General features: G+C 40.7%; 16 protein-coding genes. 7 read left to right on the top strand and 9 right to left on the bottom strand.

Annotation, left to right across the window (positions count from 1 at the left end):
• Window positions 1–49: 49 nt before the first annotated feature.
• Window positions 50–1039 (top strand): endonuclease/exonuclease/phosphatase family protein, encoded by a 990-nt coding sequence (locus F824_RS0120310; RefSeq protein WP_019599779.1) that lies wholly within the window; start codon window positions 50–52, stop codon window positions 1037–1039.
• 696 nt (window positions 1040–1735) lie between these two features.
• Window positions 1736–3553 carry a metallophosphoesterase family protein gene (locus tag F824_RS27005; protein WP_081625024.1) on the top strand — a complete coding sequence of 606 codons (1818 nt, stop codon included), beginning with the start codon at window positions 1736–1738 and terminating at the stop codon, window positions 3551–3553.
• 185 nt (window positions 3554–3738) lie between these two features.
• Here the strand turns inward: F824_RS27005 and F824_RS0120295 are convergent, their stop codons facing one another.
• Genes F824_RS0120295 through F824_RS26325 form a run of 4 tightly spaced genes read right to left on the bottom strand, consistent with a single transcriptional unit; the run spans window position 3739 to window position 7585 of the window.
• A complete protein-coding gene (locus tag F824_RS0120295) occupies window positions 3739–4317 on the bottom strand; it encodes a helix-turn-helix domain-containing protein (RefSeq protein WP_019599776.1) in 579 nt (192 codons plus the stop codon).
• 42 nt (window positions 4318–4359) lie between these two features.
• Window positions 4360–5481, bottom strand: a complete 1122-nt coding sequence (locus tag F824_RS0120290; protein WP_019599775.1) for a TIGR03364 family FAD-dependent oxidoreductase — start codon at window positions 5479–5481, stop codon at window positions 4360–4362.
• Between the two features lie 20 nt (window positions 5482–5501).
• Complete coding sequence (locus F824_RS0120285; RefSeq protein ID WP_022582284.1) at window positions 5502–6770, bottom strand: DUF5690 family protein; 1269 nt, start codon at window positions 6768–6770, stop codon at window positions 5502–5504.
• Window positions 6771–6829: 59 nt separating this feature from the next.
• Window positions 6830–7585, bottom strand: a complete 756-nt coding sequence (locus F824_RS26325) for an HAD hydrolase-like protein (RefSeq protein ID WP_019599773.1) — start codon at window positions 7583–7585, stop codon at window positions 6830–6832.
• Window positions 7586–7829: 244 nt separating this feature from the next.
• Between F824_RS26325 and F824_RS0120275 the strand changes: the two genes are divergently transcribed.
• Window positions 7830–8450 (top strand): phosphonate degradation HD-domain oxygenase, encoded by a 621-nt coding sequence (locus F824_RS0120275; RefSeq protein ID WP_019599772.1) that lies wholly within the window; start codon window positions 7830–7832, stop codon window positions 8448–8450.
• Here the strand turns inward: F824_RS0120275 and F824_RS0120270 are convergent.
• From F824_RS0120270 to F824_RS0120255, 4 genes are all read right to left on the bottom strand, one after another.
• A complete protein-coding gene (locus tag F824_RS0120270; RefSeq protein WP_161629743.1) occupies window positions 8434–10140 on the bottom strand; it encodes a metallophosphoesterase family protein in 1707 nt (568 codons plus the stop codon). The two genes, F824_RS0120275 and F824_RS0120270, sit on opposite strands and share 17 nt — an antisense overlap.
• Window positions 10133–12676 carry a phosphocholine-specific phospholipase C gene (locus tag F824_RS0120265; RefSeq protein ID WP_033405502.1) on the bottom strand — a complete coding sequence of 848 codons (2544 nt, stop codon included), beginning with the start codon at window positions 12674–12676 and terminating at the stop codon, window positions 10133–10135. The genes F824_RS0120270 and F824_RS0120265 overlap by 8 nt, the downstream gene beginning before the upstream one ends.
• 70 nt (window positions 12677–12746) lie before the next feature.
• Window positions 12747–14303: a SusD/RagB family nutrient-binding outer membrane lipoprotein gene (locus F824_RS0120260; protein WP_019599769.1), complete on the bottom strand. Its 1557-nt coding sequence runs from the start codon at window positions 14301–14303 to the stop codon at window positions 12747–12749.
• A 25-nt stretch (window positions 14304–14328) separates the two neighbouring features.
• Entirely contained in the window at window positions 14329–17547 is a 3219-nt protein-coding gene (locus F824_RS0120255; RefSeq protein ID WP_019599768.1) for a SusC/RagA family TonB-linked outer membrane protein, read from the bottom strand.
• Window positions 17548–18071: 524 nt separating this feature from the next.
• On the opposite strand from F824_RS0120255, the gene F824_RS27755 reads away from it, so the two are divergent.
• The 3 genes from F824_RS27755 to F824_RS0120230 all read left to right on the top strand — a co-directional run bounded on the left by F824_RS27755 (window position 18072) and on the right by F824_RS0120230 (window position 21679).
• The gene (locus F824_RS27755; RefSeq protein WP_161629744.1) at window positions 18072–18224 is read left to right on the top strand and encodes a hypothetical protein; all 153 of its coding nucleotides are present in this window, start codon (window positions 18072–18074) and stop codon (window positions 18222–18224) included.
• 716 nt (window positions 18225–18940) lie between these two features.
• A complete protein-coding gene (locus F824_RS0120240; protein WP_019599765.1) occupies window positions 18941–19483 on the top strand; it encodes a DUF6586 family protein in 543 nt (180 codons plus the stop codon).
• A 792-nt stretch (window positions 19484–20275) separates the two neighbouring features.
• Window positions 20276–21679: an alkaline phosphatase gene (locus tag F824_RS0120230; protein WP_031327193.1), complete on the top strand. Its 1404-nt coding sequence runs from the start codon at window positions 20276–20278 to the stop codon at window positions 21677–21679.
• 371 nt (window positions 21680–22050) lie between these two features.
• Here F824_RS0120230 and F824_RS0120225 read toward each other — a convergent pair whose 3' ends face one another.
• Window positions 22051–22662 (bottom strand): TetR family transcriptional regulator, encoded by a 612-nt coding sequence (locus F824_RS0120225; protein ID WP_019599762.1) that lies wholly within the window; start codon window positions 22660–22662, stop codon window positions 22051–22053.
• 176 nt (window positions 22663–22838) lie between these two features.
• On the opposite strand from F824_RS0120225, the gene F824_RS0120220 reads away from it, so the two are divergent.
• Complete coding sequence (locus F824_RS0120220; protein WP_019599761.1) at window positions 22839–25955, top strand: SusC/RagA family TonB-linked outer membrane protein; 3117 nt, start codon at window positions 22839–22841, stop codon at window positions 25953–25955.
• The last annotated feature ends 11 nt before the right edge of the window (window positions 25956–25966 follow it).

Raw genomic sequence — 25966 nt, 5'->3', positions numbered from 1 at the left:
TTCGGAGGCGCTTTTTTATTTTAAAACCATCCCACAATAAAAAAACGCGATGAATAAGCTGTCTGTATTATTGGTATTGTTGATGATGTCCTGCATAGGTACCAAATCCACTCCCAAATCCACTCAAAATGACATTTCCAAAGATGTTTTTACCGTCATCCCCCATGATTTTGCATATTCATCTGATTCCACCTTTAAAATTCTCTCTTGGAATGTTGAGCATTTTGTAGATCAATTTGACGATCCCTATATTGATAACGATAGAGAAAACAGCCCACCGGAAAATATGAAGCTGCGACTTGACCTCTTCTTGAAAGCCTTGAAAACAGCAGATGCGGATATTGTTGTGCTCCAGGAATTTGAAAGTGCGAAGTACTTAAAGCAACTCGCATTGGATTCATTACCGGAAATGGAATATCGGTATTTTGCCGATATCCCCAGTCATAACTGGTATATGAATGTAGTCGTCATGAGCAAGTTTCCCATGGGAATCATGTATGGCTATGGAAATGTAACGACTCCATTGCCCGATTATGTAACGGAAACAGGTGAGCAGGAAAGCCAAAACCAGATCAACACCCGAATGTGGTCCATGGAAATATTTCCTTCTGCAGATTATGAGATTTTACTCACAGGGGTACATCTCAAGGCAGGGAGAAGTGAACGCGATGTCGCGATGAGAAAGGGGCAGTTAAATTTTTTGGTAAGCCAGTTCAACCGGATGTTAACAGAAAACTTAGATAAAAATATGGTGTTGGTGGGTGATTTGAACGCAGTTCCTACAAGTGAGGAATTACGCATATTGACAGCGAATAATAAATTAAAAAATAACTTCATTGATCCGATAGATACCGCAGTCCATTCACATCCCGCAAATGCACCAAGGTGGAGACTGGACTATATGCTGGTCAATAAGAATATGTTTAGCGAGATGATCGACAATACGGTTAAAGTTGATGCTTTTTTCTCTGCCGATACCATGCGAATGATCAGTGATCATTTACCAGTAACTGGAAGTTTTCTGAGAAAGGACAGATGATAGTTATTTAATCGCGGATATTCCTTTGGTTTTGACGCAAAGGAATATGAAGATATATTTCTTCCGCCTCTCATGCATGCTGATCCCGATGGGGATTCTGATCTTTGAGTATTGATTTTCAGAAGAACAGAAGAGACAGACTTAGTTCTGTCTCTTCTGTCTCTGAGACTCAGGTATCCAAAATGAATGCTTTACTCATTTAAGTGATAGATTGGGGTAGGGGATTGATTCTTATGAATTGGGGATATTTTGAACTATGGGATCCTGCCATGGTTTTAATCGTCAAATGCTCAGGGTTGTCTCAGACATTGGTGCCACAGCAGGAAGCCTTGAATGTGCGGTTATGGTGGTTGAGGGTTTTGATATCTTACCACAGATTACTGGATTTGGCCATTTACCGTTGTATAGATATTCTAGCGAAAATTACGGATACACAATGCTCTAAAGAGGAAGTTTTAGGGTTGTTTGTTTAGACAATCCGATCTTTTAAACACCTTAAAGGTTTTTTTTAAGATTTCAAAAGATCAAAGCCCTATGAAAAATTTCTAACTTCTTTCATTCTAAATTTTCGGATTGGATTTTGAGCTTAGGGCATCACTATCCAAAAGGTTCTCATTTCATGACACATTCTTAATATCAGCTTCATCAATCTTCATTTGGTTTGTTTTAGTTTTACTAAACATAAAAGCACTTCTGATGACTCTGATCCTATTGATGTTTACAATTTTTACACAGATGTTTGCCTATAATCCCGTTCAGGATAGCATTTCTGTGCCAGCCGAAGAGTATTGGTTTTGGAATCAAAGGGATTTGCCAAGAAAAGCCCAAACCCGTACGGAGTCCCAAAATGTTCTTCTGGAAGATTTTAGACTTTATCAGCATCAGGAAACACCTGTTTCCAACAAAACCAACCGCAAAATTTCTGGTATTTACCAACCCTTTAAGGATATTGAAATAGACTTTTCAAAACCCTTTGCCCTGGAATTCTTGATTTTGGATCATGTCAATCAACCCGTTGGATTTGAACTTTTGTTAACTCATGGAAATCGGGTTTCAATGACTTTGGAGGTATTTGGGAAAGAGATCTTGTTGGGGAAAAAAGATACTGAAGAATGGGGATATGAGATTCATGGAAGTAAACCTTGGAAAGGATATTGGAAGCATATTGTCCTCAGTTATACCGGTGAAACCTTCGAAATCTTTCATCAAGGGATGAAATTGACGGAGGTCGATGGGAAAATTGATAATCCTGTACAACAGCTTTACCTGAAATCCTTGCTGGATGCTGAACCTTATATGCTGTTGCATGATTTGGTTAAGCAGATGGCTATCTATGAACATGCCTTTGATGCCGGTGTGGCCTTTAAGAGGTTTGAACAAATCAAGCAGCAGATTGAATCCGGTAAGTTGTACCCTGACAAATTCCATTTGATGGCCGGACCTTATCTAAACCATATAGAAGAAAATTCCGCACAACTGGTTTGGGAAACAGACCAACCTTCCGAAGCCAAAATTTCCTTTGGGGAAAAAGTCCCTCTGGACCGGAGCCAAACTTTGAAAACCGATTCCAGTACCATTCGAAAAATACTATTGGAAAAGCTTAAACCATCCACGACCTATTATTATCAGTTGGAGTGGAAATCCAATAGGGGAGAGCTGTTGCAGTCCCCCGTTCTGACTTTTCAGACGGCAAAGCCGAAAGGTGATCCGTTTATGTTTGGTATTATCAGTGATACGGAAAGCCGGCCACAAATCAATCATCGTGTAGGAGAAATGCTTTGGGATGAAAGGCCTGATTTTTTGATTCACCTCGGAGATTTGACAGATGGTGGGGATCGGGACAAGAAATTCCAATGGACAATGGAATATTTTCAGGGTATCGGTCCGCTTAATTCAAGAATTCCAGTTGCTACTGTTCCGGGAAACGGGGATGAGGATCTCTTTTGGTACAATCAATATCATCCCCAAACCGGAAATCAGGGATTCTATAGGTTTGATTATGGAGATGCCTCTTTTTGGATGTTGAACAGCAACCTCAAAAATGATCTTCAGAAAGGCGGAGAGCAGTATAATTGGCTTTGCGAGGAGATGGAAAAAAGTGAGGCCGAGTGGAAGTTTGTGGTGCTTCACCATGCGCCTTATTCTGCAGATGAGGATGATTATGGAAATACGTGGGCTGGTCAGGGAAATCAGGGAGACCCTGAACTTAAGGATCTGATCAAACTGATGGAAAATTCAGGTGTGAAAATGGTGTTTTTTGGACACCTACATAGCTACATGCGATCACTTCCGCTCAAAAACAGAAAAGTTGATCTGAAAAATGGGATAACTTATGTGCAAGCAGGTGGAACAGGAGGGAATCTGGAAGACAATGCTCCCACCCGGACCTGGTTCACTTCTAAAATCTTTCGGGGGTTTCATTACTGCACTGTCCAAATTGCTGGTCAAACGATAGAATTTAGAGCCTATGATTTAGGCGGGAAATTGCTGGATTTTTATCGAATCGGGGATTGATACAGAAATATGTTTGAGACATCGGGTTTTTCTCAGAAAAACCAAAATGGGGAAAGGCAATAAACATGGAAATTGCATACCTATAAATTTCCGGGATTATTATAAATATCGCATAGAAAGTACATTTATCCTTCATATAAATACCTTTTAAATATCATTTGAAGAATAATAGATCCAATCATCACTCATTCCTTATTTTCGAAAAAATAAACGACCAACATTTTCACTGGATTTGTCCCCTCATTGACGGGGTTGTGCTCAAGTCGACCGTCAAAAAGCATGGAGTCTCCTTCATGCAGTTCTACGGTTTGTTTCCGGAATACATACTTCACGGATCCATTAAGGATATACTTGAATTCAAATGCATCCGTGGTCACAAATTCCCTTTCCGCACCTGGTTGGATTTCAAGAAGAACAAAGTCCACTATACCTGATTTGATCTTCCGGGTAAATATCCTTTCGTATTGATAACCCGAAGCGAGTTCTTTTTCAAATTTTTCATATTCTTCCTTCCTTAGGACAAGGATTGGCGCTTCCTTACCATCCAAACTCAGGTTGTTGAAAAAGTAATTCAGATCCACCTCCAAACTTTTGATGATTTGCATCAGTACCAGAAGCGAAGGAATGGTTCTTGAATTTTCAATTTGGGAAATCAAACCTTTGGAAACCCCTGCCCGGTCAGCAATTTCTTGGATGGTCAGGTTCTTGTCTTTTCTTATGAGTTTGATTTTTTGGCTGATCTGAACCAAGATTTCATTTTCCATGCGGGAAATTAGCGGTAAAAAACTATTTAAACTTAAAGTTCATTAAATTCTTTCCACAACTTCTTCCCCCAAACCAAAAGATAAGGTCATTCCGGCACCGCCGAGTCCATTGACAATCCAAGTTCCATCGGCTACATGATGGACAAATTCTGTTTCTCCGTTTTTCATTTTCGGATAAATACCCTGCCAGGAAGATTCAAGATCCCAGGTTTTGAATGCAGCAAAGGTTTTTAGGAAATCAAGGATTTTTATGTTGATGTCCTGTCTGTCAAATGGGTCAAGGTGCAATCCGTACTCATGACTATCTCCAATTGTAAGCTGACCCGAACCGTTTTGGGAAACCATCACATGGATGCCCATTTTCAATAAATCCGGATATTGGGATTCATAAAATGCTTTCAATTTACCAAGTGAGGGGGCCACTTCAAAACCCTTATAATGGATAAAGCTCAAACCCGCACAAAGTGGCGGTCCGATCCGCCAGTTATCGGGTTGTTTGACAAGACGCATCATCTGAAGTTTGCATTTGGTAATATCAGTCCGGGTAAATATTTCCGGATATAAGGTTTCAAAATCCGCACCGCTACAGACCATAATTAGATCAGCCTCCCAGCTTTCTTTTCCGGAAAACACTCTATTTCCTTCAATTTGGCTCACAACCTTATTATAGACAAAGGAAATATTGGGCAACGATTCAAGATAGGATGCAGTTTGCCAAACCGCTTCACGGGGATCTATAATAATTTCTTCTTGGGTCCAAAGAGCACCCTTTAGGCTTTTTCCGATTGCGGCAGGACTTTTTTGGAGGGTTTGTTGGGGATTAAGGTGATGTGCGGATTTGATGCCTCTCATTGCAGAGACAAATTCCCTGACCACTTCATTTTCAAGATCGGTATAGGCCAAATGCAATGCACCGGTTTCTTCCGCCCAAAAACCAGCCTTTTTGCTCATTTCTTGCCAGATTTCTCTTGATCTGATTGCCCTTTCATAACTTGCTCCCTGTGGCTGACCTACGGGCCAGATCATCCCAAAATTGCGGATAGAAGCACCTATAGGCTTGGGGTTTCGCTCGATGACTTTGACGTGCCAACCTTTATTGGAAAGTGCCCTTGTGATGGCGAGTCCGACTATACCTGCACCGATAACTATTGCTGATTTTTTCATTTAATTTCTCTCTGTATTTTTTAAACTGAATGGTTAAAAACCAGCTGGGGAGTTGGTTTTTTGGAAAAATTTGTGGCTTTTCTTTTGAAATAACCTAAGGTGAACAGCATCATTCCCATTCCAATGCTGAGTAAAATCAGGATTCCCTGTGTATAAAACAGATGCCAGCTCATGTCCTGAAGCATACCAAACTGCTTTATGGCAACTATACTGACAGAGCCCAGGTAGCCGAAACTGTCTGCCAGATACATCAGAAAACCCACATTTCCGGCTGATTTGTAAGAGGCAATCAACCTGTCAAAAAGCAGGCAATTGAACGGGATGTAACCCATATAAATGCCTGTTCCGGTCAATACCACCCAGAGGAAAGGTGGAATAATGTTGAGTTGCATCAAAACCGTGGATCCGATTGCCAAGCACATGCCTGCAATGATGATCCAATGGTAAAGATAAAGCGCTTTTTTATTGTTTTTGATCAGGACCAAAAGCCCCATCATGATCAACAAAATCAAGGTAATGGGGATTTCAGTCTCTGTCAGCAGTTCGGGATGGACCGGAATCTTCATGGCTTCCCATATTTCCACGGCAAAATTATCCCGGATATCGCGGAGTGCTGTGAGGACCACATAAACCAAGACTAATAGAATAATACCAGGTGTAAACTCTTTAAAAAACAGCTTCCTTTCTTTTTTGGACATGGGAGTCCTGAGGGATCGCAATGCGATATCCTTTTTATTGGGTGGAGGAATCTGATTCAGCAGGATGACAGTGATCACCAACAACGGAACAAACAATCCACCGGTAAAAAACGGCATCCAAAGTTCGGTAACCTGCCATTCATCCATCAGGTATTTCCCCATGGATTTGACAAATCCGGATGAAAAAACAAAACTCACCGCCAGAATGCTTCCCATCATCTCGGTAAACCGTCTGCCTTCAAGATAATGAAAAACCAAACCCCAAATCAGGCCAAGAGGAAAGCCATTGATCAGAATGCAAAGTATATTGATCGGGGTGGGAAGAACAGCAAACCCAAATAAGCCCAACCATGAAATCCCGATCAGTGCCAGAATCGAAACCGATCTTTTTTCAGGTTTAAGTTCCGAAATTACTTTGATTCCATAAAACTTGCTGGCCATATATCCAAAAGTCTGGGCTAATATCAGCCAAACCTTCAGATCCAAACCCCAAAATATCTCCCCCTCAAACGTGGCTGCCGCAAACGGTTTCCTGAAGGCATACATGCTGCTGTAGGTCAGAAAAGCCATCGTTGCAGCAAAAAGACTCATGGTAAAATCGCTGCATTTGCTAAGTTTTGTTTGCAGAAATGGAATCTGTACCATAAGAATTAAATTATGGATCCAGGATTTTTCTGATTACTTTCTGCTACTGCTAAAATATGAGCTTTGACCAAAGGCAAAATCTCCTTCAATGAATTGATGATATGGGTGGGATGATGTTTTGACAATTCTTCTCTTTTAAATGCTCCGGTGGTCACTGCAATACTCATCAGGCATCCTGTATTAAGGCCCTGATTGACATCTACCTCTGTATCTCCGATCTTGATGACCTCCTGGGGATCCACGATATCAAACATCTCCATCATGGTATGGATCATGTCGGGATAAGGCCGACCATTTTCTACCTCATTGCTACAAACTGTGATGTCCAACAGCGGCGTGTTTTTCCACCCGACCCGCTCAAGGATAACATCTGTAATATCCCTGCTGAAACCCGTGTCCAAACCGATAATGATTCCTAATTCCTGAAGTTCCCTGAATACCTCCTCTGCGTCTTCCATCGGAGCAATTCCTTCAGCATCCCGATAATAGGCCATCATGCTGCTGACAAAACTGGTATGAATCGCATCCACCAATTCATCTCTAATCTCAAATCTATTGGAAATATGTTTTCCCAATATCTCCCGAATAGCCATTGGTTTGGGATACCCCATTTTTTCCTGGGCTTCTTCCAAGGTCACCTGCCCAAATCCATGGATGAGAAAGGCTTCCTGAAAGGCTTCCGCAACATTGCTATTGTCTTTGATGGTGGTGCCTGCCATATCAAAAACGGCAAGCTTTATGGTTTTATTAATCTGGATCATAGTGGGAGGGATATGGGTCCTTTGCGCAGGATTTTAAGATACTCTTCGCGGTGATTTAATAATGTTTAGTAAAAATAAACTTTTTTACTTTTCAGGTTGTCATGGTTTTGGTTATGCTTCTGTTAATTATATTTTATTAATGTTAATTTAAGCTACTATTATTCATATTTATGAATCTTGAAAGTTATTAAAAAGGTGCTGACCAAAAGATGAGTGGTTAATTATTTGTTAACATATTTTTTTCATGACATTGATAAGTTTGCCCTATATTCGTCATGATTATAAAAAGGAAATTAATATGGAGACAGTATGGCAAAGGGTAGAGAAGATTTTTTCTCTTTACGAGCGGCATGGGCAGGAGGATTATATAGGGGAGCCTGTATCACAAATCGAGCATATGAGCCAGGCTGCCCAGATTGCCGAAAATCAGGGGTACGATGAGGAGGTTATTTTGGCGGCATTTTTTCATGATATCGGCCATCTTTTTGCCTTGGAAAAGAATCTTGACAATATGGGTGGATATGGCGTATTGCGCCATGAAAAAATAGGGGCGGATTTTTTGCGGGCTATGGGTTTTCCTGAAAAAATATCTAAACTCGTTGAAAATCATGTACAGGCCAAAAGATACCTTACTTTTAAATATCCAGAATATTTGAGTAAGCTTTCTGATGCCAGTCATCAAACACTTGAATATCAGGGTGGGATAATGAGCTTAAAAGAAGCTGAAGATTTTGAAAATGATGAACTGTTTGAGCTTTCGCTGAAGATGCGTAACTGGGATGAAATGGCGAAGGAAGAAAAAAAGCCTTTGGCTGATCTGGATCGATATAAAAAGATGGCTTACACACTTATTTCAAAAGTGTAAAACCATCAACACGGTTCCCTTCTAAATCCATCGCATGAAACTCTAAACGCTCTTCTCCCGCCTTTATCCATCCAAAATGGTGTGTTCTTAGCACTGTGTCCATCTCTGGTAAAGATTCAAGCAGATCATCGGACTCAAATCCTCCTCCCGCACCTCCGACGATTACGAAGGCTGTTTTTCCTTTTTCATGAGGAATTATCAATCTTTCATAATCATGGGTATGACCTGAAATGACCAGATCAATCAATCCCGATTCCCAAAAAGGCTTTAATAGCTCCCGGATACTTTTTTCACCTTGATAATCTATCCAGCCTTGGCTGTATGGAGGTTGATGAACCAGTACTATTTTCCATGGTGCACTTTTCCAACTTTCTGATTGGATGGTTTTGGTGAACCAATTAAACTGGGAAGAGGATTCCGGAATCGAAACCGGGAAATGGGCATTGGGATCAAGCGCAATAAAGGCACAGGGTCCTTCTCGCCAGAAAGAATAGGTTTTCTCGTTTTTCGTCTTGAGGTATCGGTTAAAATGAATGGGGTTCCAATCATCATAACTTCCGTCATAATCATGGTTTCCTGCAAAAAGACGATGAGGAACGTGTATCTTAGACAAATAGTCAAGTAATCTGATATACTGCCAGGGTTGAGCCCCATTGCCTACTAAATCCCCAACACCTATGGTGAAGTCCGGATTGTTGATTTTCATTTGGTTTATGATCCTGCTAAATGTTTCCCATCCTCCCTGACTGTCAGCCCAAACCGAAAAGGAAATCTCTTTTTGGGAAATGTTTTTTTTCATTGTAAAAAGCGGGGATTGTGTTTTGTCCATTTCAAAATAATAGTAGCTGCAATTCTGGCGGGGAACAACTGCGGTGTAAATCCCATCTTTCTCAAGGGCTTTGGCCGATTGTAAAATCAAACCGGGTTCACGGCCATAATGTATCTTAGAAATAGCGTTTTTCTCTCCAAGCCACCGAATGGTTAAGCTGTCCTTTTTTGTATGGGGCAATAATACAGGGTCAGTCAGCCAAATTGGATAGTCTTTCCAATCCGTTGGAAAATCACTTTCTAGCCATAGAGCTTTTTTTGCTTCATGGACGGCAGAATCATAAGCTGATTTTTTTCTTTTGGATAAGTCCTCCAATGAACCCCGGCTCACCCAAGTGACTTGCTTCAAACCACCTGAAACGGCATTGTTGATCACCCTGATGCTCAGTTTTATACTTTGTTCAGAAATTTTCCCAACTGGATAAAGCTGATTCTCATTTTGGTAAATCCTTTCTCCATCACACCAAAGTTGGGTACCGTCATCTCCGTTTATCTTCAAATATCCTTCCGCAAGATCAAACACGCCGGAATACCAAATATTGCTGTTGGGCTGGGTGATCCTATGCGGGAGTTTCACTGGATTTCCTACTAAGAAATCAGGAAATGCCTGTTCTTTTCCTGCTAGTGTGTCCCAACCATGGAATTGCCATCCCTCAGCTAAATCCAATTTTTCCCCATCTGAAAATTCATTCAATAAAATGGTTTTCATCACCTGGTTCAGGTATTGGAATGCCGGGGCGGAATAGGAAGGCTTGAATTCTATTTTATGGCAGGAAACCAAGAGGGTCATAAACAAAACAGCTGATATGGTTTTGGTAAAAGCAGGAGGAATATGCAAAGTAAAATGGAAGGACTTAGGCATTCCCATTTTCTTCTTCGATCGATATATTCCCCATTTGGGGGTCGGTTTTCGAGGGTAATCCGGTTTCGATTCTACCGGCCATCCTTCTTTCAAAGGTGTGGCTCCCTTTAATCCTCAACGCAAAATCATACCAACCAAAGCTCTTTTCAGTATCAAGAGCAATCGTTTTCTCCTCCATGGATTTTAATCCGATTTCGGATTGGGGTTTTCCATAAGCTTGATCTTCCAACTCACAAATTATGGTGCTGGAATTTATATTTTGGATCCGAAGAAGTAACTGTGGCTTTTTTGGATCCGTCATCTCATAACTTGTTTTAACCGACAAGGTCAGCTCCTCTTTTTGTCCTTTAAACCCCCGATAAAAACCATTGGGTCCATAGGCATCCAAATGGTAAAGGCCATTTTCAAAGTTAGCTATAGGCCATTGGTAATCAAGTTCAGTACCTGCCTCCAAGGCGAAATCCCATGATTTCAAAGTTTTCCAAATACCGTTTTCAAGATATTTTTTTGGGCAATAAACCTGGAAAGGAACCCCTGCAGTTTTGGATCCGAATTTCTTTTGACTGTTATGAAAGACCATTTCAAAGCTTTGCCGGTTTCCGTTAAGATTTCCTTCAAGGTAAAGTTCATAAGGGAGCGCAGATGAGTTTCTGATCCCAGCTTCCTGTTTGGGTAATATGGAGGATTTAACACCTCTTTTTTTGATTGTTTTGAGCTGTTGGGAAGTCAAGGGAGTGAAATTGTTGGGAAGATCTTTAAAACTTGCCTGATGGATCATGGACATAAATGCTTTTTGCTGTACGGGTTGTGGGAAAGTGGTTTCCTCCCCATCATTCTGCCGGAATGCAGAAGTGAGATCCCCACAGACTGTCCTTCTCCAGCTACTGATATTTTCTTCCCTGATATCCTTTCCGGTTTTGTGTTTTAGGAATTTTTCCAAAAACATCAGGGATGAGGTCAGGTCACAGACCTCTGAATTGACCCAGCCTCCTTTTGTCCATGGTGATGCAATGATGAGGGGAACCCTGTAGCCAAGGCCTACCGGACTTTGTCTGGCATTTTCCGGTTTCATTCCAGGTTTGGAAAGCTCTTCTTCCCGGGTGACAAACTCATCCTTGGTATTGATTCCCGAAGTGAATTTACCTGATTGGGTATCTGTTGGATGGGGTGCTACAAAAGGGGGTACATGATCAAAATATCCGTCATTTTCATCGTAATTCAATATGAAAATTGTCTTTTTCCAGACTTCCGGGTTTTCGGTCAGGATATTCATCACCTCTGAAAGATACCAAGCCCCATACCAGGGAGCGGAAGGATGGTCCGAAAATTTCTGGGGAGGGACCAGCCAGGATACGGTAGGCAGTTTACCTTCCTTGATATCGCTCCTGAATTTATGAAGGATATCCCCCTTGGGAATTTTGGTCTGAAAATTTTCACCGTTTTTTTCATAATCCAACCACTCGGTTTCATGAAAATCCGTATCCGCATCATTGACAGTAAATGCCTTTTGATGAAGGTTTTTTTCATTATCCGGAAGTTTATCAAAATTATCCGGGTGGTAGGTGATGAGCGAATCCTGGACTGCTTTCAATTTGGCAATGCTCTCTTGCAGTGCATTTTCCTTTCCCGGATTGGCAGGCTGTGTTTTTTCATTTTCCAGGTCGGAAATGGTCTGAATCAACTGTTTTTCCATTTTTTCCAAATAAGGATAATGGCCCTTTGCAAAGCGGACATGGTATTGCTTGAACCACTCTAGGTTGTTGTCGGTAAAGTTACCCAGAAGACTTTCATCCTCACCCTCTAATCCGGTGGGCAGGCTGATTTCGTTTTGGTACACTCTCCAGGAAACCCCGTTTTCTTCCAATCTTTCGGGATAGGTTTTCCAATCTACTTCCTTACTGTAGGTCGCTTCCGAGTTTCTGACAACAGAATGTCCTGTTTTGGGGTCCCTGCTCTTTCCGGTCCAAAAAAACATCCGGTTGGTGGTGGTTCCTGTTAGGGCTGAACAAAAATGCTGGTCACAAACTGTGAATGCATCAGCCATGGCATAATAAAACGGGATATCGGATCTGTCATAATACCCCATGGTAAGCGGAACGTGCTTAATGTCCTTGTTTCCGGGTCTTTTGGCTTCAATCCAGCCGTCATATTGGCCGCCATTGCGCGCATCTACCTGATTTTCCCAGGAATGTGGAATATCCCCCAACCAAGTGGCTTTTGTATTTTGGATATCCAGGTGAAAGGGTTTGAAGGTATTTCCTTGCTTGTCTTTCTGAAGCCAAACAGGCAACCCATCCTTGAGCTTGATTGCTCTTGGATCATTGAATCCCCTGACTCCCTGCAATGCACCCAGAGCATGATCAAAGGATCTGTTTTCCTGCATCAGAAAAACGACATGGTCTGCATCATAAAAAGTGCTTCCGGGAGCAGGGATGATGGCCATGGCTTTTTGTATGGCTTGGGGAATACCGCCCCAAAGAGCCATTCCGCCGGAAAAAATTGTTGCTTGCTTGAGAAATTCTCTTCTGTTGCTCATCTTCATAAAGTTTAAAACCTGCCCATCTCCTTGTGGCAGACAGGCAGGGTAATTTATTGATTTAGATCGGCTATTTCGGCAAATCCCACCATACTCTGGTGGATATCCTATCCGGACCCTGACGGGTAATGGCTGCCCTGTAATTATCTTCATTCAGGGCTTGTACACTGGATGGGTACATAAACCTTCTGGGAACATTCGGTTCAAATGCAGCAGGACCTGGGTTTATTTTGGGAAATCCCGTCCTTCTCCAATCATACCAGTTTTCCAAGCCGGAGAAAAATAGTGACAACCATTTTTGCGTCCCGATCTTCGCCAACTTTTCCTCCTGACCTCCGGTATAGGCTACATTAGTCTGTTGAAAATAGTCATTTCCCACAATTAATTTATCGGCAATCTGCGGGAGATTGATCAACCGATATCTGCTTTCATAGTAACTAAAGGAGGCCTTTATGCCATTGAGGTAATATTCTTCAGTATTCCCAGTGGTGATATACCCTCTTTCCCGGGCTTCTGCCAGGATAAACTGCAACTCTGAATAATTCATCAGGATCGTTTGATAACCTATCGGATTTGCCAGGGAAGTGCAGGCAGAACAGGACCAAAGAAAACCTATCCTAGAGATGAAATTTGACCCCCCTTTTGCGGCCTGCCCCGTTGGAGAATATTGAAGTGCCTCCTCATCGGATAAGCCATTGGGCACCCCTTGATAAGCATTGATCCCTCCGATAATCCCGGCACCTGAATCATTGGTAGGTTGGGCATAGGCAAACAGCCTCGGATCGTTGAGGTCTTTTAATGTCACCTCCATGTTTTTGCTTAGTCGGTATTCATCAAATGATCCGGAACGGGTGGTATAAAGATCATGTTGGTTGGGAATATCTGATAAATGCTGAAGTAAAGCATGGTCGTTGTTTCCGGTAAAAATCGGGAACTGATTTGGATTGGAAAGGATCTGCTGCATTTCTGATGAAGGATCTTTTCTCAAAGAGATCCGCATCAAAGCCCTTAGGCGAAGGGAATTGGCAAATTTTTTCCATTTGGAAATATCCCCATCAAACAGAATATCTCCTCTTACAGCTTCATTGCTGGATCCAAGTAGCTCATTGGCTTCTCTCAACTCTCTTAAAATACCCTCATAAATGGCTTCCTGGGAATCAAAAACAGGATAGTTTATACCTGTTTTTGCCATTATGGCCTCAGAAAAAGGCAGTTCCCCATAAGCATCGGTCATAAAAGAGACCTGGAAGGCACGGATTACTTTGGCAATACCCACATAATTGTTTTGTCCCTGTGGTTCAGAAATCAAAATGATGTTGTTGATGTCCCTGAGTGAATTGTAAAATGTACCATACGGGTTTCCAAAAGGACCCCAGTTGTATCTGTCCTCATTTGTAAACTGGATTTTGGCAGTATACTGCATGACCACATTGCCTATTCCCCAAGCCTGCCCGGCAACTTGATTGGCAGTGCTTCTCAAAACAGTGGGTAGCAAAAGTGATGAGGGGACTACTTCAGGAGAGTTGGGGTTTGAATTGAGATCTTCAAAATCTCCCGTACAGGCTACAAACCATCCCACCTGTATGGAAAGCAGAGTGATGAATAATTTTTTGATATGGATTTTCATGATTTAGAAATTTTAGGAGTAGGAGTTAAAACTTGAGGTTGACATTGAATCCGATGCTTCTTGTAGAAGGGAAAGCCATGTTTTCCACTCCTGGTTGTAAAGTTCCACCGGACATGGAAAGCGTCTCAGGATCAAAATGCGGATTTTCTGTCCATAAAGCAAGATTTCTTCCTACCAGTGACACCCTTACATCTTCAAATGGAACCCTGCTCAACCAATTTTTGGGCAGATTATACCCCAAAGTGACCTCTCTCAGTTTGACATAGGAAGCATCATATTTTGCCGCCTCAACATTATTGCGCTCATAATACCTGTTGTGCCAGTTTCTGGAGGTGATTTTAACATCGTTGGGCCTAAAAGTTCCGTCCCCATTGGCGATAACACCCGGGCTGATAATCCCATTTCCTTCCAGTGTCATATCATAGCCGTTTGCTCTACCGAATAAGGTTTCTTCGAGTTGGCCGGATGTGGATCCGATAGTTTTGGTCCGTGATACCACAATGCCCCCATAGCGAATGTCGAATAAGAATCCCAATGTGAAGTTCTTGTATGCCAAACTGTTTTGGATACCCAGCATCCAATCGGGATTGTAATTTCCCTGAAATACCAATTCAGAATCTCTTAACGGCGTTCCAGTGCTATTGTGAATGATTTCTCCAAAGTAGGGACTGTTGGGATCGTTTACCCTTGCAAAACCGACTCCATACATATTGCCCATTCTTTCACCTATTCTTGCTTGAATAAATGCTCCGTTTCTTTCAGTTAGGGTGTAGGTGTCAAGACCCTCGGTCAACTCAATGACTTTTCCACGGTTCCGGGTGAAATTGGCTACTATGTCCCATCTAAATCCGTTGTCTCTCCGGATTGGGTTGGCTAAGGCCACTATTTCAATTCCCTGATTTTGGATTTTTCCTGCATTGATGATCCGACTGTTGTAACCTGTGGCGATATCAAGGGTAATGGGGATGATCTGATCCCTGGTAATATTGTTGTAATAGGTGAAATCCAATCCCAACCTTCCCTGAAAGAACCTTAAATCCAAGCCAAACTCTGTAGAGGCAGTTCTTTCGGGTCTTAATTCAGCATTGGACAATACTGAGGATTCAGATTTTGCCTGATCGCTTCCCCAAGCAATCTGGTTGTTGAAGACATTCGTCAGGCTAAATGGAGAGGTATCATTGCCCACTTCTGCGTAAGCTGCCCTGGCCTTGATCAAGGAAATGTTTCTCGGAAGATCGACCATGTCAGAAATGATCGCGCTGAAAGTTGCGGAAGGGTAGAAGTAGGAGTTGTTGTCCACAGGAAGTGTCGAGGACCAGTCATTTCTACCAGTAATATCTAAGAACAGGATGTTTTTGTAACCTATTTGCCCAAATCCATACAGGGAATTGATTTTCTTCTTACTGTTGAATTGTTCGGTTTGAAGGGCAACCGCGGTATTGGTGAAATTATAGATGTTTGGGATCAATAATTCTGGAGCCACCAATTGCAGGAATTTGTTTTCCTGAAACATCAGGTTTCCCCCCAATGCCAAATTGTAAGACCAATTTTGCTTTGATGTTTCTGAATACGTGAGCAAAAAGTCCGTATTTCTTTCATTGAAATTGACATTGTCTTCTCTATAATTACCTCTGGGGAATCGCTGTGTAGAAAATGCCCTTTTTCTATCCCTGAGTTCATTGTAATTATCCATACCCGTCCTTACCATCAGATTGAGCTTATTGTTGAACTTATAGTTTAACAGAAGATTCCCGAATATCCTGTTTTTCTGTTGACCGTTGGTGTTTTCATAAACACTGAAATAAGGATTGTCATGGTAATTGTAATTGTAGTTAAACTGTTGGGTTCCTTCCAAACCAGGCATCCAATAATCACGAAGGTTTCGGGTGTTTATCTGTCTTCCATACCAAATCCACAGATACATAAGATTTTCCGTGCCATAGCTAATATTGGGCCGGTTTCCTGAGCTGCTGTTTTGGTAGTTGACAGTTGTGGTCAGGGATAATTTCTCTGGAATGATATTGATGGTTGAGTTCAAAGCCAGGGTATTCCTTTTCAGGTCAGTATTGGGTACGATTCCTTTCTGATCAAGATTTGTCCAGGAAAATCTGACATTTGCCTTTTCATTGTCCCCTGAAATAGAAACATTATTGGCCAAAGTGACACCCGTTCTGAAAAAGTCATTGATATTGTTGGGTTGAGAAACCCAAGGAGTAGGGGTGATGGTACTTCCTGAGGGCGCATTCAAATCGCCTCCTCTAAATCCGGGAACATTTCTTGGAGAATCAAACTGTGGGGTCAGGAACCCCGTGTTCAGTTCCGGTCCCCAGCTTTCATCTACTCCATCTGCATTTCCAGCGCCTGCACCATTCACAAATCCAAATTGACCATTATTGCCCTGCCCATATTTGTTTTGCCATTGGGGCATGACGAGGGGATTTTCAAAAGTGGTGTTTGAATTTACAGTAACTCCAATACCTCTTTTACCTTTTCCTGATTTGGTGGTAATCAAAATTGCGCCATTGGCAGCACGTGATCCATAAAGTGCCGCAGCCGCGGGGCCTTTTAAGACAGTCATGGAAGCAATATCATCCGGATTTATCTCTCCGGCTGCATTTCCATAATCCACTTCCTGTCCGCCACTTCCTGAGGATCCAATGATATTGTTGCTGATGGGGATTCCATCCACTACAAATAAAGGCTGGTTGGCATTGATGTTTAGAGAGGACTCTCCACGGATGGTGACCCGCGTAGAACCTCCCAAAGTACTTGCTCCATTGGTGATTTGTACTCCGGCAACCCGACCACTTAGGGAATTCAAGACATTGGTTTCACGCGCTTCGGTAAATCTGTCACCACTCACTGTTTGTACAGAATAGCCCAGCGCTTTGACATCTCTTTCCATCCCAAGTGCAGTAATGACAACTTCAGCGATTTCGATTCCCTCTTTAAGGATGACATCTATTTTATTGAAATTTCCCACGGGCCGATCCAGTTTTTCGAAACCTATATAAGAATAAGATAAAGTGTCACCTGAATTGACCATAATACTATAAACACCATCCAAATCCGTAACTGTTCCTTTGTTACTTCCTTTGACCAGGATACTGGTTCCAGGAAGAGGTTGCCCACTGGAATCGGAGACTTTTCCTTCCACCCTTCTTTCCTGGGCAAAAGCAGACAGACTAATCCCCAAAAGCAAGGAGAGCAACCATCCAAATTTTTTTGTTGTAGAAATTTTCATTTGTTTGTTGGACTAAGTAAAAACCTTTTAAAAATATTTAACAAAACTAAACTTCAGATTTTTATTTTCAGTTAAGCAAAAGTTAATTTACAATTAATTAATTTCCTGTTAATTTTCTAAAAAACTTTAATTTAAGCGTAAAATGCTATTTTAATGCTTGGTGTGTTTGAATAAAAATATCCTAGGGTTTAGGAAAGGTTAGGTGTTTGTTAAGTAAAAAAGTATATAAATAGTAAACATATTGGAAAAATTAAACACCCTACTAAGCCGCCGTTCAGACTGCGGCATGCGTACCTGAAATCCACATGTTTTTATCCCATAAACGAGGTTATCCTCCAGAATACATTTACGCCAATATTTAATCAAAATTTTTACCAGGAAGCGACTCTTTAATTCTTTTATCCATAAAGTTTGATGTTGTTTTTCCTCCAAGGAAAAATCCGTGTTCAGCATATTTGATAACCGATGAAAATATCCGTTGATTCCTTATTGCTGTAGCTACTTACTCCTTGCATCTGCTGAAAATGGGGAAATTAGAAAAATCACCATTTGTTGGACCAAAAGTCTCAGTGGGTAATTTGGAAAAAACCAGGATTAGGAACATAAAGAACGATAGGAGGTTGCCTGCGGAATCAGAAAAGATAAATGAAAAGAGGATTTTAAGGTTGAATTCATGATCAGAGTTATCAAGAATCAAATGGGTTGAGATGACATAGGGGAAAAAACTTAACCAATAAGCCATAGATAAAGTAGAGAAATTCCCGAATTCGATACTCCTGAATTACCTTGAAAAATAAACAAATTGAATTAAGTTTTTTTTTTCAATGATCAGATTGGTTTGAATGAGGTAAGGATGCATGGAGAATTGACATCCGAAATATCATTGGAAGGAGGATGCTGAGAAATGAATCAAAGCCAGCTGAAAAAAAGTCATTAATGTTAAAGGGCGGTTAAGGTGGTTATTTGAATGTTTTTGCCCAGCATCGGTGTTTATTTGGATTACCTATGACTAAGTATAGAGTGGCCAGAGCTTGATAATATTTGCTCACTCCTAAAGGTATTTGCCACCAAGGTCAATGGATACAATAACATTTATAAGAGATTGGTATTTCGAATATAAAAAATGGCACTGCCAAAAGCAGTGCCTATTTTGCCGAGGAGCCTAAAAGTACCTATGATTATGAATTACAAATTTACTGCTCATTTTTATAAATCTTCCATCTTTAAGGTTACCAAATTGCAGTCTTTTTGTGCTGTGCAATACTACATTTTAACAGTTCATTAATCAAAAAAAGCATGCCTCAATAAGCTTTTGTTTTTTTTAAATAAAATCACTTAACATTGGACTTTGGCTTTTTGATTTTGGGTAATTTCGTAAAAAAAAAGATAAATAATGAAAATGAAGAAATATGCCCTTCTAAAAGAACGTACGGATTCTAAATTAAGATATGCTCAGCTTTACCTTGATGAGCTAAAAAACCCAAAAACATCAGGGTCAGACAGTGAAAAAGCCCATCAGGAATCCTTTCTTTTTCATTTGAATGGTGTTTCAGATGCTTTTTTAGCCGAAATCAATGAAATATATGGCTTGGGAATCAAGGCTAAAAACCTCAGCATTAAAAGCTTGAAGGCGGCAAAATCCAATTCCAAGAAACCGATTGAGGAGGCCAAAAAACTGAGCAAATTGATGGATAAAAAGAACTGGCTATCTGAATTGAAATCTTTCAATCCGCATCTCGTTCCAAAAAGCAAAAATGGCAAGAAAACCAAAAGTAAGGACAAAGCGGAAACTGCAAACCTTATGGATCAGATCAGCCAAATCCCTGCAAATCCAGTTTTGGAGAAGTTTGAAGAATGGCAAGCAAAAATGAGCAAATTGATACTCGAGCTTAGAGAATCGGCGATTCATGCTTCTGAAAAAGCTTCCAAAAAATAACAATCCCTCCTTACCCAAAACATACAGCTTTCAGGTCTTCGGCCTGAAAGTTTTTTCTGTTTTTGTGTCTTTTAACCCGAATTCTAAGACAGCGGAAAAGTAACGTAAAGCATCGAACTTGACGCAAATTAGATGGAAATATGCAGTAGATTTCCTAAAAAGGTTTGAAATTTCAAGAAAATAAGGCTTTTTGGGGAATAAGGCATATCACCTATGTGGTGAAGTCAAAAATATTATACAAACACATCATTATTAAGAAATTACACCCAAAAAACGTATTGGTAATGCATAACACGGGTTGAAACAGTAATTTTTTCTCAATTCACGATCTCCATTTTTTCCAATGAATGTTGTGTTTACTGACTGGTTAGCCCCTAGACACAATGGGCCAGTTGAAAAACCAATTAAAATTCAAAATTTTGGATTTCTTCGTTATTCAGATCTCAAGGCCGATAATTTGAAAACCCTGGTCTACAGCCAGAAAAGTGCAGGATCATGTGTTTTTTCTAGACCTAGAAATCCAAGATTAACCCAATTGAGACAAGCCCAGGATTTGACGTAATCATTAATAAAAAGTTTTATATCTCAAGTGAACCTCAATTTGAATCCGGTCATCACCTCCGGAGAATTTTAATGTGATTTTCTATATATATGGTTTTTGGCAAACACAATGTCGGATGGTTCCCAACGCATTATATTCTTAACAATTTCCTAATTATGGATTTTAAGAACTCTATGGGATTCACTTTACCTTCGGAAAAAAGCATAACATATTACCTCAACATTTATCCAATGAAAAGACGGGATTTCTTTAAAAATGGACTACTGACTACAGTAGGTTTAAGCGTTCTGGGCTCGAGACCTATTCTCGCCAATTCTCATAAATCTGAAAAAGCAAAAAACATTATATTCCTTGTATCAGACGGTATGAGTTCGGGAACCTTGAATATGACGGATATATTGATGCGGCAGAAATTGGGGAGAGCATCAAATTGGATATCACTTTACGAATCAGGCACTGCAAAAAGAGCATTAATGGATACAGCTTCTGCAAATTCTTATGTAACTGACTCAGCAGCGGCGGGTTCCGCATGGGGTGGAGGACATAGAGTCAATAATGGTTCACTCAATATCGGGCCAGAGGGTGAAGTTCACAAACCGATCTTTCAAAAATTCAAAGATGAAGGCAAAGCCGTTGGCTGTATTACATCAGTTCAGATTACACATGCTACCCCGGCTTCTTTTTGTGTAAATCAGAGTAGCAGAAATGCAATGCCACGTATTGCCGAAGATTATCTCAAGCTGAAATTTGATGTGATGATGGGTGGGGGGAAAGAATTCTTTGATCCTTCCAAACGGACCGATGGAAGAGATTTATTTTTGGAATTTGAACAGAATGGTTTTCAAGTGGTGAAAGACAAAGCTGAAATGCTCCTTGTTTCCGGTACAAAACCTGTAATTGCGGTTTTCTCAGAGGATGGATTACCATATGCAATAGACAGGGAAAACAACCTTGAGCTGAAAAACACCATTCCAAGCCTTGCGGAAATGACCAAGAAAGGGATTGAAATATTGAACAAAAGTCAAAATGGATTTGTGATGCAGGTGGAAGGAGGGAAGGTTGATTGGGCAGCACATGGCAACGATGCAACTGCTTTGTTATATGATCAGGTTGATTTTGACGAGGCCGTGGGTGTAGCAATTGATTTCGCACTCAAGGATGGAAATACGCTTGTCATCATTACCACTGATCACGGAAATTCAAATCCAGGCATTTTTAACCCCGGACCAAAGAATATAAAATTTGAAAGTGTTTTTGAGTCAAAAGCATCCAATCAATGGCTATTGAGCCAAATGAAAATAGATACCACTACCTCTCAAGCGATCGATATGATCAATCATTATCAAAATGTGACCTTGGACAATGAAGAAGCAAATCTATTGCTGAAAAGCTTTTTTCTGGGCGAAAATGGGCTGTACGATTATGATAAACTGCCAATGGAAGTGTATGGAAAAATACTGTCAAGACACAATGCAGTCAGTTGGGCACACTCAAATCACTCTGCAGACTTTGTGGAGCTTGCTGCATTCGGTCCCGGAAGTGAAACTTTGCCTGGTTTTTTGAAAAATCACGAATTACACAATTTCATGCTTGAGGCAGCTGGAGTCAATAGAAATGAGTTTGTGGCAGTTTAATCCGATTGCGTACTGAGACTCACTATGGATGTTGAAACGGCAAGAAATTCAGACGATTTGAAAAATAAGACATGTAACCGATAGGATGAAGTCAAAAACGCTTAACAACTGAAGGTTATTCCCCAATTTCAGGCTGATAGAGAATGGGCAATGTAAAACAGGGATTTAGGTAAAAAATTTTCCGGAAACAGACCAAAAAAGCCAAAGAGTTGAATAAAAACAAGCTCTTTGGCTTTTTTGGTAAATTTTTTATGCTCGGGTAGGTTCCGATTAGTGTCAAAATGGGAGCGTCATCTCTTTATTTGACTTTTAAGGATTTTTTTTCTGACAAAAAAATTCCAGAGAGGACCCCACACCGGTAGTTGGAAATTCTAGTTTTCTGGGTTTTTGTGCAATCCCAATATTTTGAAAGCAAGTTCTTCACTCTGCTTCAGATGTTCTTTTTGCTCTGTATCTGTATCCAACATGTTGATAAAGTAATAGGTCCCATCCAAGAGAGAAAAGATCAGGTTGGAGGTTTGGTCGGGTTCTTTACAATTAATATGACCGAACGCATCACACTCCTTCAAAAGACTGCTGAATTTTGCCCTGAGTGTCTTGTGTATTTTGTTGAATTTTTCTTTTACCTGTGGTTCACGGTAAACCAATGCGTAAGCACTGTAATATACCCCGTCGTCGAAAAGATCATTCCAATCCTTGGAAAACATTCTTTGAACCAAGGCATAAAGCACATCAGATGAGTTTCTCCTATGCGTGTAGGCTTTTTCAAAAATCCGAAGGTAAAGCTCCAAACAATGATCTATTAATGCAGTTACAAGCTCCTCCTTAGATTTAAAGTAATGAATAATCAAACTAGGCTGTATGTCCAAGGATTTAGCGATTTTGGCAATTGAGGTGCTTTCCAAACCCTCCTTGATAGCTGTATTGTAGAAGGCTTCGACAATTTCTTTTTTCCTTATCGCTGAAATGTTTGATAGTCCCATGCCTGCAAATTAACAAAAAAACACTTTGAAATTTATTGAATAACCGTTCAATAAGTTGAATTAACATTAAATTAACTGATTGTACGTTTAATTAATAAAAACGTAAAAATCGCTTCCTTATAAAGTAATATCTGTACGGTTAATTTGTCCTGAATTTAAATCAAAACAAAGGGCATATGAAAATTATTTACAAAGGTGTTTTAATTCTATGGATTATGGCAGCTTGGGCCATCATCCAGCCTAAATTCCTATTGGCGCAGACCAAAGTGGTTTCAGGTCAAGTTTCTGACGACATGGGGGAGCCCATACCAGGCGTGACAGTTTTGGTAAAAAATACTGCAACTGGCGTCGTATCTGATATAAATGGGAAATATAGCATTTCAATCCCTGATGCATTCAATATATTGAGATTTTCTTATGTCGGATACTTAAGTATTGAAGAAACAGTCGGTTCTAGATCCCAAATTGACATTCAACTTTTTCCGGATGTTACAGACTTGGAAAGTGTTGTCGTGACTGCTCTTGGAGTTGAAAAGAATGTTAAATCCCTTGGTTATGCTGTTCAAAAGGTAGACGGAGAAAAATTCACCAAAGCAAGGGAGCCCAACCTTATCAACTCACTCACAGGCCAGATTGCTGGATTGCAAGTTAACAATACCACTGCACTGTTTCAAGATCCCGTCATTAGACTCAGGGGAGCGGTTCCTTTGATTGTAATTGATGGGATACCAAGTACAGAAAATGATTTTTGGAAGATCAATGCCGATGATGTTGAAAGCATCAATGTTCTGAAAGGAGCAACCGCTTCTGCTTTGTATGGTGCAATCGGCAGGAACGGTGCACTGATGATCACTACAAAGAGAGGAGATAAAGGGACAAAAGTCGAGGTAAATTCATCGACGATGTTTCAGCCAAGTTACTTGGTGATTCCCGAAGTCCAGACCGCATATGGCAACGGGGACAATGGCCAATACGCTTATATTGATGGATCCGGAAGAGGTACTGAAGGGTTTGGTTGGATTTGGGGTCCTAGGTTGGACGTTGCTGATCCAAATACTGCAAGTGGATATGTAGAAAGACCCCAATACAACAGTCCCATCGATCCTGCAACTGGGCAAAGAATCCCCATTCCTTTTATTTCAAGAGGGGGGAATAATATCCGCAACTTTTTCCAAAGGGGAATGATATCCTCTAACAATGTGAATGTGACTTCCGGAAATGATCAGGGAAATTTCAGGATTTCAGCCTCCCATATTTATCAGAAAGGGCTTGTTCCCAATACCGATTTAAACAATACTTCATTTTCAGTGGCAGGAGGCTACAAGCTTTCCGAAAAACTGAACATAGATGCTTCTTTGAATTACAACAGACAATACACAGACAATTTCCCGGAAACACCCTATGGGCCAGAGAATTATCTTTACAATCTTGTGCTGTGGACTGGGCCCGACGTAGACGTAAGGGATCTAAGAGACTATTGGGTTAGAGGTCAAGAAGGCTTTCAACAGAAGCATTTCAATAATTCATATTACAACAATCCCTATTTTCAAGCCTATGAATATCAGAGAGGTTACTACAAAGACAACACTTTCGGGCAGGTTAAGCTCGATTACAAAGTAAGTGATGATTTGATGGTTACGATCAGAAGTGGTATGAATCTCTATGCCCTGGATCGGACAGATAAAGAACCCAAAAGCTATGTGAAATATGGTCGGGTTTCAAGAGGTAACTTTTACATCTACAATTCAGCCCAGATCAACATGAATACTGATCTGATTATAAATTATAAGAAACAGATCAGTCCAAATTTCGCCATCAATGCCAATGCAGGAGGATCAAGTCGCTTCATAAGGTTTAGAAGTGAAAGCTTGAATACAGATGGACTTGCAATACCCAATTTCTACAATGTTGCTAATTCGGAACAACCTCTGAGCGGAACAAACCGACTTACCAGAGAACAGATTCAATCTGTTTTCGGAACAGTTGATTTTGAGTTTTTCAATTCGGTATTTCTTACGGCATCGGGAAGAAATGACTGGGTTTCCACTTTGCCGGTCAATAACAATTCTTTCTTTTATCCTTCATTGACCTTGGCGGGAATCCTTTCGGATATGATCTCTATGCCAAAACCAATCGATTTTGTCAAAGTAAGGGCGGGTTGGTCAAGAGTATCTGATGGAAGAATCAGTTCAAATCCTTATAGCCATATTCAGGCATACAGCCCCGGAGTCAACTGGGGAGGAAGCCCCTCTTTGGTTTTTCCGGCGGCTTTGATTAATCCTGACATCAAACCTGAAACCTCTGATAGCTATGAGATCGGTTTGGATACCAGGTTTTTTGGAGGAAAACTGGGTTTAGACCTTACCTATTTTCAAATAAAGGATTTCAACAATTTGATTTCAGTCCCTGTTTCCCAAGCTTCTGGTTTTACTTCAAGATTGGAAAATGGGGCGGAATTTACTAGGAAAGGCTGGGAGTTGATGTTGAATACAAAACCAGTCAGCAGAAAGGATTTTAGCTGGAATATTGGATTAAACCTTAGTACTTATAAAAGAATCCTTACCGAAAGTTTTGACGGTTCGGATAGATTTGGAAATATCCAAGTTGGTGAAAGAACAGATCAATTATTCTCCAATAGCCAGTACCAGAGAAATTCGGAAGGAAGGTTGATCATCGGTCAAAATGGATTTCCAATAAGAGATCCGTATCAGAGATCGATGGGATTCCAAAATCCAGACTACATCTTCGGGATTCAAAACACTTTTAATCACAAACAATTCCAGCTTGGTTTTTCATTCGACGGTAGGATAGGAGGAACGATTTACTCCCAAACACACGAGAAAATGTGGTGGGGCGGTACACATCCAGGGACCGTCAACCAATTCAGAGATGACGCAAACAATGGACTGAGGACCTATGTCGCTGATGGTGTGGTCGTGACTGGTGGTAGTGTAAACTATGATGACTTTGGGAATATCTCGGAAGACACCAGAACATTTGCTGAAAATGAAACAGCAGTAAATTATATAGCATGGAATAAAACCACGCTCAATGCCGAATACACACATTATTTTGACGCCTCCTTTATCAAACTGAGAGAAATAAGCCTTACGTATCAATTGCCGAATAAATTTCTAAATAAGATCTCTGTGGATGCGGCTTCGGTCTCTCTGGTGGGTAGGAATTTGATGCTTTGGTCAAATGTGGAAAATATCGATCCGGATTCGGGAGTGGACAATCTTCAGGCTCCTTCGGTAAGAAATATAGGATTCAATATCAATGTTACCTTTTAAACCTAAATAAG

The sequence above is a fragment of the Rhodonellum psychrophilum GCM71 = DSM 17998 genome (assembly GCF_000381545.1).
GTDB lineage: Bacteria > Bacteroidota > Bacteroidia > Cytophagales > Cyclobacteriaceae > Rhodonellum > Rhodonellum psychrophilum.
The sequence above is the reverse complement of the archived record's forward strand: the minus strand, read 5'-3'. Positions and strand labels throughout refer to the sequence as shown.

Coding starts and splice junctions, on each gene's coding strand:
- F824_RS0120225 (WP_019599762.1), bottom strand. CDS start 22,662: ATGGGACTATCAAACATTTCAGCGATAAGGAAAAAAGAAATTGTCGAA.
- F824_RS0120265 (WP_033405502.1), bottom strand. CDS start 12,676: ATGAGCAACAGAAGAGAATTTCTCAAGCAAGCAACAATTTTTTCCGGC.
- F824_RS0120295 (WP_019599776.1), bottom strand. CDS start 4,317: ATGGAAAATGAAATCTTGGTTCAGATCAGCCAAAAAATCAAACTCATA.
- F824_RS0120285 (WP_022582284.1), bottom strand. CDS start 6,770: ATGAGTCTTTTTGCTGCAACGATGGCTTTTCTGACCTACAGCAGCATG.
- F824_RS0120275 (WP_019599772.1), top strand. CDS start 7,830: ATGACATTGATAAGTTTGCCCTATATTCGTCATGATTATAAAAAGGAA.
- F824_RS0120290 (WP_019599775.1), bottom strand. CDS start 5,481: ATGAAAAAATCAGCAATAGTTATCGGTGCAGGTATAGTCGGACTCGCC.
- F824_RS27755 (WP_161629744.1), top strand. CDS start 18,072: ATGGGGAAATTAGAAAAATCACCATTTGTTGGACCAAAAGTCTCAGTG.
- F824_RS26325 (WP_019599773.1), bottom strand. CDS start 7,585: ATGATCCAGATTAATAAAACCATAAAGCTTGCCGTTTTTGATATGGCA.
- F824_RS0120240 (WP_019599765.1), top strand. CDS start 18,941: ATGAAAATGAAGAAATATGCCCTTCTAAAAGAACGTACGGATTCTAAA.
- F824_RS0120270 (WP_161629743.1), bottom strand. CDS start 10,140: ATGCCTAAGTCCTTCCATTTTACTTTGCATATTCCTCCTGCTTTTACC.
- F824_RS0120220 (WP_019599761.1), top strand. CDS start 22,839: ATGAAAATTATTTACAAAGGTGTTTTAATTCTATGGATTATGGCAGCT.
- F824_RS27005 (WP_081625024.1), top strand. CDS start 1,736: ATGACTCTGATCCTATTGATGTTTACAATTTTTACACAGATGTTTGCC.
- F824_RS0120260 (WP_019599769.1), bottom strand. CDS start 14,303: ATGAAAATCCATATCAAAAAATTATTCATCACTCTGCTTTCCATACAG.
- F824_RS0120230 (WP_031327193.1), top strand. CDS start 20,276: ATGAAAAGACGGGATTTCTTTAAAAATGGACTACTGACTACAGTAGGT.
- F824_RS0120310 (WP_019599779.1), top strand. CDS start 50: ATGAATAAGCTGTCTGTATTATTGGTATTGTTGATGATGTCCTGCATA.
- F824_RS0120255 (WP_019599768.1), bottom strand. CDS start 17,547: ATGAAAATTTCTACAACAAAAAAATTTGGATGGTTGCTCTCCTTGCTT.